This is a genomic window from Algorimicrobium bowmanii, assembly GCF_054031195.1.
In genome coordinates this window covers 649042-665713 of record NZ_CM132929.1, presented here as the reverse complement: position 1 = coordinate 665713, position 16672 = coordinate 649042, and the positions used below count along the sequence as shown (strand labels likewise).

The 16672-nt window shown below is 33.9% G+C and carries 12 protein-coding genes; 4 read left to right on the top strand and 8 right to left on the bottom strand.

Annotation, left to right across the window (positions count from 1 at the left end; all coding sequences use genetic code 11):
- Positions 1–249: 249 nt before the first annotated feature.
- From ACW5R3_RS02855 to ACW5R3_RS02845, 3 genes are read right to left on the bottom strand one after another with little or no spacing between them, the layout of a single operon-like run.
- Complete coding sequence (locus tag ACW5R3_RS02855; protein ID WP_456578116.1) at positions 250–1287, bottom strand: aldo/keto reductase; 1038 nt, start codon at positions 1285–1287, stop codon at positions 250–252.
- 43 nt (positions 1288–1330) lie between these two features.
- A complete protein-coding gene (locus ACW5R3_RS02850) occupies positions 1331–2290 on the bottom strand; it encodes an OmpA family protein (RefSeq protein ID WP_456578115.1) in 960 nt (319 codons plus the stop codon).
- Positions 2291–2315: 25 nt separating this feature from the next.
- The gene (locus ACW5R3_RS02845; protein ID WP_456578114.1) at positions 2316–3077 is read right to left on the bottom strand and encodes an exodeoxyribonuclease III; all 762 of its coding nucleotides are present in this window, start codon (positions 3075–3077) and stop codon (positions 2316–2318) included.
- Positions 3078–3250: 173 nt separating this feature from the next.
- Here ACW5R3_RS02845 and ACW5R3_RS02840 point away from each other — a divergent pair, with 173 nt between their 5' ends.
- Entirely contained in the window at positions 3251–6712 is a 3462-nt protein-coding gene (locus tag ACW5R3_RS02840; RefSeq protein WP_456578113.1) for a hypothetical protein, read from the top strand.
- A gap of 70 nt (positions 6713–6782) precedes the next feature.
- On the opposite strand, the gene ACW5R3_RS02835 is transcribed toward ACW5R3_RS02840, so the two are convergent.
- Both ACW5R3_RS02835 and ACW5R3_RS02830 read right to left on the bottom strand, forming a co-directional pair.
- On the bottom strand, positions 6783–8327 hold the full coding sequence (locus ACW5R3_RS02835; protein ID WP_456578112.1) for a glycine--tRNA ligase: 1545 nt from the start codon (positions 8325–8327) through the stop codon (positions 6783–6785).
- A gap of 64 nt (positions 8328–8391) precedes the next feature.
- On the bottom strand, positions 8392–9267 hold the full coding sequence (locus tag ACW5R3_RS02830) for a hypothetical protein (RefSeq protein ID WP_456578111.1): 876 nt from the start codon (positions 9265–9267) through the stop codon (positions 8392–8394).
- Between the two features lie 302 nt (positions 9268–9569).
- Between ACW5R3_RS02830 and ACW5R3_RS02825 the strand changes: the two genes are divergently transcribed.
- Together ACW5R3_RS02825 and ACW5R3_RS02820 are read left to right on the top strand one after the other, a co-directional pair.
- The gene (locus tag ACW5R3_RS02825; RefSeq protein ID WP_456578110.1) at positions 9570–10100 is read left to right on the top strand and encodes a ComF family protein; all 531 of its coding nucleotides are present in this window, start codon (positions 9570–9572) and stop codon (positions 10098–10100) included.
- A gap of 54 nt (positions 10101–10154) precedes the next feature.
- Entirely contained in the window at positions 10155–11765 is a 1611-nt protein-coding gene (locus tag ACW5R3_RS02820) for an Ig-like domain-containing protein (RefSeq protein ID WP_456578109.1), read from the top strand.
- Here the strand turns inward: ACW5R3_RS02820 and ACW5R3_RS02815 are convergent.
- From ACW5R3_RS02815 to ACW5R3_RS02805, 3 genes are all read right to left on the bottom strand, one after another.
- Positions 11752–12531: an amidohydrolase gene (locus tag ACW5R3_RS02815; protein ID WP_456578108.1), complete on the bottom strand. Its 780-nt coding sequence runs from the start codon at positions 12529–12531 to the stop codon at positions 11752–11754. The two genes, ACW5R3_RS02820 and ACW5R3_RS02815, sit on opposite strands and share 14 nt — an antisense overlap.
- A gap of 3 nt (positions 12532–12534) precedes the next feature.
- The gene (locus tag ACW5R3_RS02810) at positions 12535–13035 is read right to left on the bottom strand and encodes a hypothetical protein (protein WP_456578107.1); all 501 of its coding nucleotides are present in this window, start codon (positions 13033–13035) and stop codon (positions 12535–12537) included.
- Positions 13036–13119: 84 nt separating this feature from the next.
- On the bottom strand, positions 13120–14262 hold the full coding sequence (locus ACW5R3_RS02805) for a methionine aminotransferase (protein ID WP_456578106.1): 1143 nt from the start codon (positions 14260–14262) through the stop codon (positions 13120–13122).
- Between the two features lie 159 nt (positions 14263–14421).
- On the opposite strand from ACW5R3_RS02805, the gene ACW5R3_RS02800 reads away from it, so the two are divergent.
- Complete coding sequence (locus tag ACW5R3_RS02800) at positions 14422–16554, top strand: S46 family peptidase (protein ID WP_456578105.1); 2133 nt, start codon at positions 14422–14424, stop codon at positions 16552–16554.
- Positions 16555–16672 lie beyond the last annotated feature (118 nt).

Here is a 16672-nt window from a genome sequence, read left to right as displayed (position 1 = left end):
AATCATTTGACTATCAACCCGTAAACAAAAAGACCTGTTTTTCTATTATGAAATTCACTTTTCTAAAAGAAATAAGCCTGCTAATTTAAGGGTTGCTTGTTTATTAATTCAATTCCTAAAATTATAAAAAAAGAATGTCAAGAAACCTTTAACATAAGGTTAATAGATTAAATACATATTTCATCGATGAAATGAAAAGTGAATTGCCAAATTTTAACATTTAGACGGTTTTTTTAAGAAATTTAGCTGTTAGGGAGCTGGATTTGGATATAAATTATGGACAGCATTCAATGCTTCGAGTACATCGTTATTTATTTGCACATGAATACTATTAATATTCTCTTCAAGTTGCTTCAAATTGGTTGCCCCAATAATATTACTCGTAACAAATGGTTGTTGCGTAACAAATGCTAAAGATAATTGTGCCAAACTCATATTATTCTCTTCTGCAATTTTCAAATAACATGCAGTGGCTTTAGTTGCTTGCTCACTACTATAACGTGAAAATCTAGAGAACAAATTTAATCGGGAGTTAGGGGTATCTTGATTTTTAATATATTTCCCCGAAAGCACACCAAAAGCCATTGGAGAATAAGCCAACAATCCAATGTTTTCACGTATAGAAATTTCAGCTAAATCGCCTTCAAAAACCCGATTTAATAAAGAATAGGCATTTTGTATGGTAATCATACGTGGTAGCTTGTGCTTTTTTGACTCTTCTAGGAAACGCATAGTGCCCCATGCCTTTTCATTTGAAACACCTACATGTCTAATTTTACCAGCAGTTATTAACCCTTCTAAGGTTTGTAAAACTTCCTGAAAATTATCTTCCCACGGATCATTTAAATGATGCTTATAATCCCGAATACCAAATGTATTGGTTTGCCGTTCTGGCCAATGCAACTGATAAAGATCTAAATAATCGGTTTGCAACCTTTTTAAACTTTGATTCACAGCATCAACCAAAGCATCAGGACTAAAACCATTATTTCTAATATGTACCGTATAATCACCCGGCCCCGCTATTTTAGAAGCTAGAACAACTTTTGATCTATTCCCTGATTTTTTAAACCAATTACCAATTATACGCTCTGTTTCAGCATAGGTGTCAGCTTGCGCAGGTACAGGATATAATTCGGCGGTGTCAAAAAAATTGACTCCCTGATTAAAAGCATAATCCATTTGAGAAAACCCCTCTTCCTGGGTGTTTTGATTTCCCCAGGTCATAGTACCCAAGCAAAGCTTACTAACTTTAATATCGGTATGTGGTAAATTGGTATAAATCATAACTTAAAAATAAAAAAATAGGTTTCAGGAATAAAACTACTACCTATATGTCATTTAATAATTTAGAAATCTCATCTAACTTAGGCGTTAAAATAACTTCTATACGTCTGTTTTTAGCACGCCCTTCAGCTGTATCATTTGTTGCTATTGGCGCATACTCTCCACGCCCTGCTGCTGTTAAATTTTCAGGTTTTATTTGAGCATTGTCACGTAAAATATTTACAATAGCTGTAGCGCGTTTTGTAGATAAATCCCAATTCCCGCTTAATTGACCATTACCTCTGTATGGTACATTATCTGTATGGCCTTCAATAAGAATAGCTATTTCAGGATTATCCGCTAGTACTGCACCCAATTGGTTAACAGCTTTCTTTCCTTGTGTACCAACTGCCCAACTACCTGATTGGAACAATAATTTATTCTCCATAGAAACATAAACCTTACCTCCACGTTGTTCAACAGTTAGACCTTTGCCTTCAAAATCGGTTAATGCATTAGAAATAGCATCTTTTAAACGTTTCATATCGGCATCTTTAGCAGCAATCATACCTTCTAATTCTGCTACACGATTTGAACGATCACCAAGTTCTTGCTTTAACTTTTCTAATCGAGCATTTTCAGCTTCCAAGGCTTGTTCTTTTGCTTCTAACTGCGCTAATAATTCACGATTTTTTTTCGTGTTTTCAGCTATGGCAGCCGAACTATTTGTTTCCAAAGCATCGTATGATGATTTTAAAACATCGAATTTCGATTTCAATTCATCGTAATCCTTCTGAAGTTTATTTCGCTCTGCTAAAGTTTGATCGTAGTTTTTTTGCAAGGCATCTAAATCATTCAGCGCTTGGTTTTTCTCCGTAGTTAATGTCGAATTCTCACTAGACAATTCGCCATTCTGTTTTTTTAAGGTATTATATTTTCCTTCTAGGTCTTTATATACTTTTGGAGACACACAAGAAGTTGATAAAGCCAGTAAAAGTGCAGATACTATTAAATAATTTTTCATTCTTTTATATTTTATAATTGGGGCATTAATTTTCTATTTCTACTAATATTGGACAGTGGTCACTATGAACCGCATCTGTAAGTATAACGGCTCTTTTTATTTTTTCTTGTAGTGGTTGTGAAACCAATGCATAATCTAAACGCCAACCTTTATTATTAGCTCTAGAATTAGCGCGGTAACTCCACCAACTGAAAGTTTGTTTTTCTGGGTGTAAATATCGGAACGAATCTATAAACCCACTACCTATAAAATTCCCTAACCAAGTACGTTCTTCTGGTAAAAAACCTGAAACACCTTTCATCTTAGGGTTATGTATATCTATTTCTTCATGACATATATTATAATCACCACAAATAACGAGGTTTGGAATATCGGTTTTTAAGGCATTTATATAATCTTGAAACATGTCCATATATTCAAACTTATGCTCTAAGCGTGCTGAATTAGTACCGGAAGGTAAGTATAAACTCATAACCGACACACCATTAAAATCAGCACGAATATTACGACCTTCAAAATCCATAGACTCTATTCCTGTACCATACTCTATATGGTTTGGTTCTGTTTTACTCAAAATAGCAACACCGCTATAGCCTTTTTTTTGAGCTGAAAACCAGTAATTATATTTATAGCCAGCTTCTTCAAAAAGCTCAATATTTAGTTGCTCTTTCATGGCTTTTATTTCCTGTAAACAAATTACATCGGGATCGGCAGCTGAAAGCCAATCGATAAATCCTTTATTTAGTGCCGCACGAATGCCGTTTACATTGTATGAAATAATTTTCATGAAAAATATATTTTAAAAGTAGTTATTAAGCCACAATACGATTGCTTTTTAAGGCTTACTGAATTTAATTTCAGCTAAAATAAATAATGCGTTACTTTTACGCTATTAATTTAATGCCCTTTTAACAAAAACTATCAACAAAATAAATCCTTTATTCTAGAGTTTAGATTTACATGAAATACGGTTTTACTTGTCTTCTTATTTTTATCTGTTTTTGGGCTACTGCTCAAGAGACAGGTTCAAATTATAAAACGAAACGAGTAGCTGTATCAGATTCTATAGTAATAGATAGCGTGAGTATTAATTCCAGCTTCTTTTCACTTAAAACAACCGATAGCGTTTTTATTGACGAATCTTATTATGACGTTGATTTTGCAAAAGCTACTCTTAAGTTTAAAACGCCCATTTCAAGCGATTCTATTATTATAAACTACTTAGCATATCCAGATTTTATAACAAAAACATACAGACAATTAGACGACCGAATAATTTTAGCAAACACAGATAAACAACAGCGTTTATACAAACTATCGCAACCTAGTGAAAAATCGAATTTCAAACCTTTTGACGGCCTAACAACTACCGGTAGTATTTCGCGGGGTGTGGTAATAGGTAACAACCAAAATTCGGTTTTGAACAGTGAATTAGACTTACAAATTACAGGAAAACTAAACGAAAACATTGCACTGCGCGCATCCATTCAGGATGCCAATGTTCCACTACAAGAAGCTGGATACTCACAACGCTTAGATGAATTTGACCAAGTTTTTATTGAATTATTTAGCGACAATTGGAAAATTCGTGCTGGTGATGTCGATTTAGAAAACACCACATCCTACTTTGGAAATTTCAGTAAACGTGTACAAGGTTTATCAGTAAATGCACGTTTAAATCATACCGAGTCCACCACCAATTTATTTGCTGCCGGTGCCTTAGTACGAGGGCAGTTTACAACGAGCCAGTTTAATGCTCAAGAAGGAAATCAGGGCCCCTACAAACTAAAAGGACCCAATAACGAACTATATGTACTTATTGTTTCTGGAAGCGAAACAGTATATGTAAATGGTGTTGCCTTAGAACGTGGAGAAAACAAAGATTACATTATAAACTACAATGCTGGCGAAATTATTTTTAACCCTACTTTTCCAATTACTTCTGAAATGCGAATTACGGTAGACTATCAGTTTAGCGAACGAAACTATTCACGATTAGTTGTTTTTGGGGGCGGTAATTACAATAGTGAAAAATTAAAATTAGGCGTTTCTATATATAGCGAAAATGATGCAAAAAACAGCCCATTGCAACAAAACCTATCTGAAGAACAAGTGGCAATTTTAGCAAATGCTGGTGATGATCAGAGTTTAATGGTAGCACCTTCAAGCACCCCTGAAGCGTATAATGAAAATAGAATTTTATATAGAAAGAACGTTGTTAGCGGTGTGGAAATTTTTGTTTTTTCAAACAACCCAGACGATCAATTATACAGTGTTAGCTTCTCAAACGTTGGTGATAACTTAGGAAATTACATTATTGATAATGATGTAAATGGTGAAGAAATTAATGCCATTTCAACTATATATAAATATGTGGAACCAATTGCTGGAGAACCTCAAGGAAACTACGAGCCCATAACACAATTAATAGCCCCAACAAAACTACAAATGGCCATTGTAAACGGAAGCTATACTCCCACCGAGAAAACAAATATTGCTTTTGAGTTGGCTGGAAGTAAAAACGACCTCAACTTATTTTCAGATTTAGATAAAGATGACAACGATGGCTTTGCTGGAAAGTTAACTATTAATCAGGCTCTTAAAAAAAATGATAGCCTTTGGAACCTAAATGCCGTTATAGACACGGATTATATTCAGGAAAATTTCCAATCGGTAGAACGTATTTATAACGCCGAGTTTAATAGAGATTGGAACCTACTGGAAGACACAACAACTTCAAGCAGTCAACTAACTCAAGATATTGGTAACCAACTATTTTTTAAAACTGGTTTACGTAGCTTTCATGCAAAAAAAGGACTCGCATATTACCAATTTGAACATCTAAATTATTCAGAAAATTTTAATGGTAATCGTCATATTACTTTTGCCAACCTGAATTTAAACAAGTGGCAAATACTCTCAAATTCAAGTTACCTTAAAGCTAATTCAACCATTACAACATCTAATTTTTTACGCTCTTACAACCGCATTACTTATAGCCTAAATAAAGCCTGGGTAGGCACACGCCTTTCGGTTGAAGACAATAAACAAAAAAACAAAGCTACCGACACTTTTACCGCATTGAGTCAGCGTTATAAATCCTACGAAATATTTGCAGGTATAGGTGATAGCACAAAAATTTTTACTGAAATTGGTTACAAATATCGCGTAAATGATAGTGTACGAAATAATACCTTGCAAAAAGTAAACACATCCAACACGTTTTATATTGATTCTCGGATTATTCAGAATAGCAGAACCAATTTATCTGTTTATGCCAATTACAGAACATTAAAAGATGCCGAAAACGAAACGAATAACGAAAACTCATTAAACTCCCGACTAATATTCAGTCAACGTTTCTTTAAACAACTAATATATTGGAATACCGTTTTCGAAACCAACTCGGGCACATTACCTCAGCAAGAATTCACTTATGTAGAAGTTGAATCGGGACAAGGTGTTTACACATGGATTGATTATAATAATAATGACATTCAAGAGTTAGAAGAATTTGAAATTTCACAATTCCCAGATGAAGCAGACTATATACGTGTATTATTACCAAACCAAGTATTTATAAAAACACATCAGAATCGTTTTAGTCAATTACTAACCATAAACCCACAACAATGGATAAATAGTGATAACGGCTTTAAAAAAATACTATCGCGTTTTCATAACCAAACCTCCTATTTGGTAGACAGAAAAGAAAGACGAACAGGAAATGATTTTAATCTAAACCCATTTGAAGGCAATGAATCCGACCAGTTAGCTTTGCAACTAAACTTTAGAAATGTTTTATTTTTTAACCGTGGCAAACAGCATTACACAACTTCCTACACCTATTTAAGTAATAAATCACAGAACACCTTATCGTTTGGTTTTATTGAAAACGATTTACAGAGCCATAAACTCCAATTCACTCATAAGTTTGCCGCCAGTTGGTTAGCTAATTTAGAGTCTAGTTTTAACAACAACATCAGTATTAGTGAGAATTATGCGAGTAAGAATTTTGATATTGACGAATCCAACATCAATCCTAAAATATCTTATTTATTAAATGACAACACACGTTTTGATGTGTTTTACCAATATACAAGCAAAGAAAACACCATTAGTAATTTTGAAACATTAAAGCAGCAAAAATATGGTGCAGCATTTACCTTTGCTAATTTTCAGCAGGCTGCCATAAGTGGCGAGTTTAATTATTTTAATAATGATTTTACAGGAAGTGCTAACACAGCTGTGGCTTACCAAATGATGGAGGGCTTACAACCCGGCAAAAACTTCACATGGAGCATATTAGCCCAAAAAAAACTAACTAGCTTTTTAGATTTAAACCTCACGTATTATGGAAGAAAGAGTGAAACTAGCCAGGTTATTCACACCGGAAACGTGCAGTTGAAGGCTTATTTTTAATAAAAAAAACGCTCAAGTAAAAATACTTAAGCGTTTAATTTATAAGATTCCTTTTGACTAATGAAAATGATTACTTCATTTTCATTAACCACTCCTTAACATCAACTTCTTTTTTAATAATATCGCGTAAGTCGGAAATTTTAACTCGACTTTGCTCCATAGTATCACGATGACGGATAGTTACCGTTTGATCCTCTAGGGTATCATGATCTACTGTAATACAAAATGGTGTACCATTAGCATCTTGACGTCTGTAACGTCTACCTACAGCATCCTTTTCATCGTAAACCACATTGAAATCCCATTTTAAATCTTCCAAAATTTGGCGCGCTACATCTGGCAAGCCATCTTTTTTAACTAATGGCAATATAGCAGCTTTTACAGGCGCTAATACAGCAGGTAATTTTAAGACCGTTCGGGTTGTATTATTCTCTAATTCTTCTTCCATTAAAGAATTTGAGAAAACCGCTAAAAACATACGATCTAAACCAATAGATGTTTCTAACACATACGGTGTGTAGCTCGCATTATCTTCGTGATCAAAATACTGAAGTTTTTTACCAGAAAATTCTTCGTGTTGTTTTAAATCGAAATCTGTACGAGAATGAATACCCTCCAGTTCTTTAAAACCAAATGGAAATTTAAACTCTATATCAGTAGCCGCATCTGCGTAGTGGGCAAGTTTTTCATGATCGTGGTAACGGTAATTATCTTCGCCCATTCCTAATGACATATGCCATTTCATACGGGTTTCTTTCCAGTACTCAAACCATTTCATTTGTGTTCCTGGTTTAATAAAGAATTGCATTTCCATTTGTTCAAACTCACGCATTCTAAAAATAAACTGTCTTGCAACAATTTCATTTCTAAAAGCTTTTCCTGTTTGAGCAATACCAAATGGAATTTTCATACGTCCAGTTTTCTGAACGTTTAAAAAGTTAACAAAAATACCTTGCGCGGTTTCTGGACGTAAATATAGGTCCATAGCATGCTCGGCAGAAGCGCCTAGCTTAGTACCAAACATAAGGTTGAACTGCTTAACATCTGTCCAGTTTTTTGAACCTGTAAGCGGATCTGCTATTTCTAACTCCTCAATAAGTGCTTTAACATCTGCTAAATCTTCAGCTTCTAAAGACTTACCCATTCGGGATAAAATAGTTTGTATCTTCTCAAAATATCCAACAACTCGTGGATTGGTCGTTATAAATTCTTCTTTATTAAAAGTCTCACCAAAACGTTTTTTAGCTTTAGCAACTTCTTTATCTATTTTAGCTTCTATTTTAGCGCAATAATCTTCTATAAGAACATCGGCACGATAGCGTTTTTTAGAGTCCTTATTATCAATTAAAGGATCGTTAAACGCATCTACGTGGCCAGAAGCTTTCCATGTAGTTGGGTGCATAAAAATAGAGGCATCAATACCTACAATATTTTCATGCATCTGTACCATGGCTTTCCACCAATAGTCACGAATGTTCTTTTTTAACTCTGCGCCATTTTGTGCGTAATCATAAACCGCACTTAATCCATCGTAGATTTCACTACTTTGAAATACGTAACCATACTCTTTTGCATGAGAGATTACTTTTTTGAATTGATCGTCGTTTTTTGCCATAGGACAAAAATAAAAAAACCGCATCAACTAAATGAGCGGTTTTAAGAAAAATATATCGTACTATTTAATTAAGTTTTATTTTGGAGGTACCAAGCATATGGTTCTTATGAAAAACAGACACAAGATAATCGCCTTCTGGAAGTGTTTCTTCTCTGCTAAAATTAACCTTAACACAAACACTTAGGTCTTTATTTCTATAATTTATAGCTGTTTTTCCACTATAACTAATAGAGTCATGCATAAATTCTACCATACCTTTGTTAGCTAAGGTTTTTTTGTCAGGGTTCATGATCTGAACATAAATATCTTTATAACCATCGCTAATATTGGTGTTTTCTAAAATTTTAAAACACACTTCCATATTGTCCATATCAAGTGCATGCTCCGCTACTTCATCGGCATTTAATCCATTGGTTTTAATAGCTCGCACTTTTAGATTTACAAGCTCCAACTCGGAAACCTCAGACACAAGGTCTAGAAGTTTATCATTTTGAGACCTTAGTAAAACCATTTCGTTTTTATAGTCGCGCGAATTTTCGGAGTTTAAAACAACTTCCTTTTGTAGTTTTTCATTTTCTAATAACACATTCGCAATTCTATCTAATAAATGCTTACGCTCTGTTTTTAAACTAGAAACTAAGCTCTCATATTCTGATACGGAAGTTAAATTTGCATTTTTAGATTTAGAACTACTTACTAATTGTGCTTTAGCCTGATCCAACTGAAAAGTAAGCTCTGCATTATGAACACGGGAGTGATCATACAATGAAATAACATTAGACAATTCACCTTGAACAAGTTGTATTTCTTGCTCCGTGAACTCCTTCTGCTCTTTTATAGTATTATAACTTGATAAACTATAGGATCCAAGCACAGCAATAGCAATGATTAAAGAACCTATAATCAATTTATAGTTAAATATTTGAGGGTTAACTATCATTTAGATTAAATTAAAGTGCAAAGCTAAAACAGAAAACGCATAAACTGTTTTTTAATCGTTGAAGTGGAAAAAAATTTGTTAAAGTAAAATTTTAAATTCAAAATATATCGCAGGAGCCAAAAAGATGTAATATATTTATTACTAAATACTTAGTTTTGATTCAGGCACTTTTAAATCTATTTTTTCCTAAGATTTGTTATGTATGTAACGGCTTGTTACTTGATAATGAAAAGTATGCATGTACAAAATGCAGACACGACCTACCGTTAACTAACTTCCATTTAAATCAAGATCCTACTGTTTTGAAAGTCCTATACGGACGAATTCCTATAGAATTAGGAACGGCACTTTTGCGATACGAGAAAAAGGGAGCGACACAGAACCTTATTCACAATCTTAAATACAAAGGTTTTGAAGAGATTGGCACATTTTTAGGTAGCTGGTTAGGCTCTGAACTACAGAAAATACCAGCATATCAAGATATAGACATGGTCATACCTGTTCCGCTTCACAAAAAGAAATTACGCAAGCGCGGCTATAATCAGGTTACAAAATTCGGTAAAGAATTAGCTAACTACTTAGATGCAGAGTATGTAGACGATGTGCTTATTAAAGTAAGCAACACCAGTTCACAAGTAACTAAAAACCGCCTCACAAGATGGCTCTCCAATGTAGAAGTATTTAAAGCCGTTAACACAAACCGCATTCACAACAAACATATATTATTAGTAGATGATATAATAACTACAGGAGCAACGCTAGAAGCTTGCGGTTTGGAACTCTTGAAAAGCAAGCAAGTTAAAATTAGCATTGCCACAATGGCAATAGCATAAAGAGTGTTTCGTTAATGATAAATATGTTGTTTATTTGCAAAAAGAAGAATCAGTATGCCTAAAGCACTTTCAAATATATTTTTAGTAGTATTTATAGGTTTTATTATAATAAGTTGTGCCAATCGTGGTACTCCTAGCGGTGGTGTAAAAGATGTTATTCCACCAAAAATAACTAAATCAGAACCGGCCAATTACAGCACTAATTTTTCAGAAAAGGAAATTAGAATTTATTTTGATGAGTTTATAAAAATAAACAACATCTCTAGGCAGCTGATAATCTCTCCGCCTATGGACCCAGCCCCTGCTATAACACCGCTTTCTGCTGCAAGTAAATACATCCGTATTATAATAAAGGATACTCTAAAACCCAATACAACCTACGCCTTTAATTTCGGGAACAGTATTGTAGATAACAATGAAGAAAACCCATATCCTTACTTTAAATATGTATTTTCTACAGGCAATTATATAGATTCTTTATCTATAAAAGGTATTACTCTAGACGCTACAATGCAAAAGCCAGAAAGTTTTATTTCTGTAATGCTTTATGAAGCAGACTCAACCTATACTGACTCTATTGTTTTTAACGAGAAACCACGATATATTACAAACACACTAGATAGTACAACCACATTTTCTTTAGAAAACTTAAAAGCAGGAAAATACAAACTAGTTGCTTTGAAGGATGAAAACCTAGATTATAAGTTTCAGCCTAAATCTGATAAAATTGGGTTTTATGAGGAGTTTATAACTGTTCCTGTAGATTCAACCGAATCATTTAGTTTAAAATTATTTAAAGAAGAACTAGACCCTAAAATTGTAAGACCGCGCTTGTTTACTGGTGAGAAAATTGGCTTTGCCTTTGAAGGCGACTATAAAGACATTAAAATAAACACAACGTCTGATGTTCCTGAAGAATTTACATCACGAATTACAAAAGATACAAAAACAGATACCTTGTATTATTGGTATAAACCAAGATTAGAAGCAGACTCCTTATTATTTACAGTAACAAACAAAAACTACAAACAAGATTTTACAGTAAAAATAAGCGAGCAGAAACGTGATACAATGAACATTAGCTCTGAACCTAGTGGCGTTCTTAATTTTAATGAAACATTTAAAATATCTAGTACGGTACCGTTTACAAATTTCAATAAGGAGAAAGTACAGATTATTGATAAAGATTCGTTCCCGGTAGATTTTGAAGTAAAACTAGACTCCTTATCCAATAGTTACAGCATTGATTTTGAGAAGAAAGAAGACGATTCCTATAACATTCAATTATTACCTGAAGCACTAACAGATTTATTTGATAATAAAAACGATACATTAAATTACCAACTTACCACCAAAACCTTTTCTGATTACGGAAATGCCCGTGTAGAACTGCAAAACGCAACCTATCCAATTATTGCCCAAATTACAGATGAGAAAGGCGTTGTTATTGCAGAACAATATAGCACTAAACCCGAGCCTATAGATTTTAGGCATTTAAAAACGGGTATATTTTATTTACGTGTTATTTATGACACCAATGAAAACGGTAAATATGACACAGGTAATTTTCTTAAAAACAAACAACCAGAACGTATTAGTTACTACAAAGACCCTTTAGAAATTCGTTCTAATTTTGATCAGGTTTATACGTTTACATTATTTTAAAATCATCTCTATCGTTTAAAAATTTTAATTTATTACGGTATCTTGAAAGGTGTTTTTTATCTAAAGCAACTACCTCAATATGGTCTTTGTTAGGACGAATAGGCGTTATATTATTACCTAACACATCATAAACGGCTGAGTGCCCTGAATATTCATTTTGTGCCTCATCCACCCCCACACGGTTAACACCAATACAGTAGCTCATATTTTCAATAGCGCGAGCTTTTAATAAAGCATCCCAAGCTACCACACGCGATTTTGGCCAATTAGCAACATAAACAAGTGCATCATAATCACTTGCATTTCTAGCCCAAACTGGAAAACGCAAATCATAACAAACCTGCAAACAAATTTTCCAATCTTTATAAGTTATAATTACCTGTTCGGACCCCGAACTATAAACACGATCTTCACCTGCCAATGAAAAAGTGTGACGTTTATCATAGGTTTTAATACCACCGTCAGGGAAAACAAATATCATCCGATTAAAATACTCCCCTTGTTCTTCAATAACAACACTTCCTGTTATTGCCGCATTGGTTTCTCTTGCACGCTCTTGCATCCAAACAACCGTATCCCCAGACATAGTCTCTGCTACGGCTTCTACATTCATAGTAAAACCTGTAGTAAACATTTCAGGTAATACAATTAAATCAACCGGTTTTTTAATACTAGCAATTTTATCTTTAAAATGTGCTAGATTAATAGCTGGTTTCTCCCAAACTAGAGTTGTTTGGATAATGGCAACATTTAAATAATCACTCATAAATCACATCGCATTTAGTGCTTTTTCAGCCAACTTAACCTCGGTTGATAAATCGTTTAATTTTTCGGTCCACTTCGCTTCATCTGAAGGAGAAAGCTTTCCTTTTTTACGAAGTTTGTGATACTTTTTTTGGGCGTCTTTTAAATCTTCATTAGCTGCAAGAAAATCTTCACGAGCTTGTTGTTTAGCTTCTAATTCAGCTTCTAAAGCAGCTGCTTTTTCAGATGCTTCCTCCAAGGCTTGTTCGGCTTCTTCACGCGCTTGCTCTAAAGTTTCTTGTTGCGCCTCTAGTTCAGCTTCAGCTTCAAGCTGTCTATTTAATTTGGCATTAATACGGTCTTTTTCTTCCATAGAAATAACCGCTGTTACCTCCTTGCCTTCCTTATAGTATTTATCACCTTGAACTTCATAAATTTCACCAGATTTTGTAATAACTTGGTGCTTCGTTCCGCATGAGCTCATACTTATAACTACAGCTAAAGATAGGCTTTTAATATATTTCATAATTAGTATTTTTATTTATAAAAAGTATACATTATATATACACAAAATAGTATGTAAAGTCACATATTTAATAAAACAAGTAAGCTATAACTTGTTTAAAATGGTAGCTGCCGCTTCTAAAACGTCATCCGTTTTAGCAAAACAAAATCGTAAAACCTGTTCTTTTTTAGCTCTATCATTAAAAACCGACATGGGTATGGAAGCCAATCCTTTTTCGATTGTTAAACGTCTTGAGAAATCGACATCAGTTTCATCTGTTATTTGCGAAAAATCTAAAACCTGAAAATAGGTACCTTGTGATGGTGTAAATAGAAATCTAGAATCTTTAATAAGACTTAAAAAATAATCGCGTTTTTGCTGATAGAAATCGGGCAAATGTAAATACTTGTCAGGCATTTTCAAATAATCGGCAAGACCTTTCTGCATGGCACTATTTACAGAAAACACATTAAACTGGTGTACTTGCTGAAATATAGCCATTAAATTTTCTGGAGCACAACAATAGCCCATTTTCCATCCCGTGTTATGAAACGTTTTACCAAAAGATGCCACTACAAAACTACGTGCTTTTAAATTTGGAAACATACACACACTTTGATGTTTTAAATCATCAAAAACCATATGTTCATAAACTTCATCACTTAACACAATAATATCGGTATCAGCTGTTAAACTTTGCAACTTTAGCATATCTGACTCCGAAAGAATTGTACCACTAGGGTTATGAGGTGTATTGATGATAATCATCTTTGTTTTAGATGATATTTTATCTGACACCAATTCCCAATCTACCGAATAATCCGGTGCATACAAAGGAATGGCTATGGGTTTCCCACCATTAATCTGAATAGCAGGTTCGTAACAATCGTAAGCAGGTTTAAAAATAAGTACTTCATCGCCGGCATGAACAAATGCCGAAATAATAGTATATATAGCTTGAGTAGCTCCTGCTGTAACCGTTATTTCAGATTCTGGATTATAAGCGCTTTTATAAAGCAATTCAAACTTATTGGCTATGGCCTGACGAAGTTCTAAATTACCCGCCATAGGTGCATACTGATTAAAACCAGACTGCATTGCTTTAGTAACTAAATCTATTAATTGCTGATCGCTTTTAAAATTAGGAAAACCTTGAGCTAAATTAATAGCATTGTGCTTTTGTGATAAAGCACTCATAATTGAAAAAATACTTGTTTCTACTTCCGGGAGTTTTGAAATATGTTTCATACAGGTAAAGGTAATAAGTATTTTTATTCTTTAATTGCTTTGTGTTAATACCACTCTTTATAATTTATAATAAAAGGAAATTTTAACAAGAACAAGCAACTACAAACAAAAGAAGTAGCAATAACTTTTTTTATCTTTACAGATTAAAATTTAAACAGTATGAAAATATTACGATTATTAGTTCTCTTTATTGTTTTCCAAGCCTCTGCACAGCAAGGAGGCATGTGGATTCCTTCACTTTTAGAAGGTATGAATGAAGAGGAAATGACCAATTTAGGTAGTAAACTTACCGCAAAAGACATTTACGATGTTAACAATTCTAGTCTTAAAGATGCCATTGGGCATTTTAATGGTGGCTGTACGAGTGAAGTTATATCGGACAAAGGTTTAATCCTTACCAACCACCACTGTGGATTTGGACAAATTCAAGCACATTCATCATTAGAAAATGATTATTTAAAAGACGGTTTTTGGGCCATGAATTTGGAAGACGAGCTTCCAAATGAAGGTTTGTATATTGAATTTATCGTACGAATAGAAGATGTAACGGAACAAGCATTAGCAGGTGTTACCGATAGCATGACTGAAACAGAAAAACAATCTACAATAGATAAAAACACCAACAAACTACAAACTCAAGTAACAAAAGAGGATTGGCAAGACACTAAAGTAAAGTCATTTTATAAGGGTAACCAGTATTTCTTATTTGTTACAGAACGTTTTGACGATATCCGTTTAGTTGGTGCACCGCCAACAAGTATTGGTAAATTTGGTAGTGATACAGACAACTGGGTCTTCCCAAGACATACAGGTGATTTTTCTTTATTCAGAATTTATGCTGACAAAAACAACCGTCCTGCAGCATATAGTAAAGACAACGTACCTTACACACCAAAGCACCACTTACCAATTTCATTAGATGGTGTTGAAGAAGGTGATTTTACTATGGTTTTTGGTTTTCCAGGAACAACTGACGAGTATTTACCAGCCGTTGCTATTGAGCACATTACTCAAGAATTCAACCCAAGTAATATAGCCATTCGTGAAGCCGCTTTAAAAGTTATTGATGCGGAAATGAAAGTAAACGATGATGTACGTATTAAATATGCATCTAAGCAAGCAAGAATTGCTAACGCTTGGAAAAAATGGATTGGTGAGAACTTAGGTATCAAAAAGAGTAATGCCATTGAAAAACGCCGCGAATTTGAAGCTACGTTTACAAAAGCATTAAAGGAAAACGGACTAGAAGATAAATACGGACATATTCTACCTGATTTTGAAACCCTTTATAAAGATTATGCTGATATAAATATTAAGCGTAGAAACTTTATTGAAGTGTTTTTAGTTACCAACGAGCTTATGACTATGACCTTTAGAGCCTACCAAATAGAGCAATCTTTATTGAAAAACCCTGCTGGTATTGATAATGGTCGTGCGTATATTACAGGCGTACTAGAAGGTATCCATAAAAATTACGATGTAAAAGTAGATAGAGGTGTTTTTGAAAACGTGATGCCATTCTATACAGATAAGGTTAATTCTTTAATTTACGACGAAACAGCTTTTACGAGTTTAGATTCAGCCAAAGCGTTATTTGAAGGATCTGCTGATGAGGTTATTGAAAAATTAAATAACGATGTGGCCTATATTTATGCTAAACCATTTATTGAAGATTTCTTCAACAATTTAAATGCTGAATACCAACAAAAAAATGAACCAATAACAACCCTTCAAACGGAGTACATGACAGCACTAATGGAAGCATTACCTAATGAGCGTTATTTTCCGGATGCTAACAGTACTTTACGTGTAACTTACGGTCAAGTTCGTGGTTATGCGCCTAGAGATGCGGTTTACTACAACCCTGTTAGTTATTTAGATGGTGTTATTGAAAAATATATTCCAGGTGATTATGAATTTGATGTACCTGAAAAATTAATTGAGTTATACGAAGCTAAAGACTATGGCCAATATGCAGATAGCAACGGGAAAGTACCTGTTTGCTTTTTAGGAACCAACCACACTACGGGTGGTAATTCAGGAAGTCCTGCTATTGATGCACACGGAAATTTAGTAGGTTTAAACTTTGACCGTGTTTGGGAAGGTACTATGAGTGATATGAATTACGATCCTGAAATTTGTAGAAATATTATGGTGGATTTACGCTATGTATTATTTATTGTTGACAAGTTTGCTGGAGCCGATCATTTAATTGATGAAATGACTTTAGTACACCCTAAGTCTGAGAATAAAAAATCTAAATCCAAGAAGAAAAAAAGGAGTAAGAGATAAATTTAACTTCTTTTTCAATAAAAAACCTCACAACTAAAGTTAGTTTGTGAGGTTTTTTTTATGGCTTTATCTAAGCCAAAATTATGAAGATTGCTCCTATTCTACACGTTCACTTTCC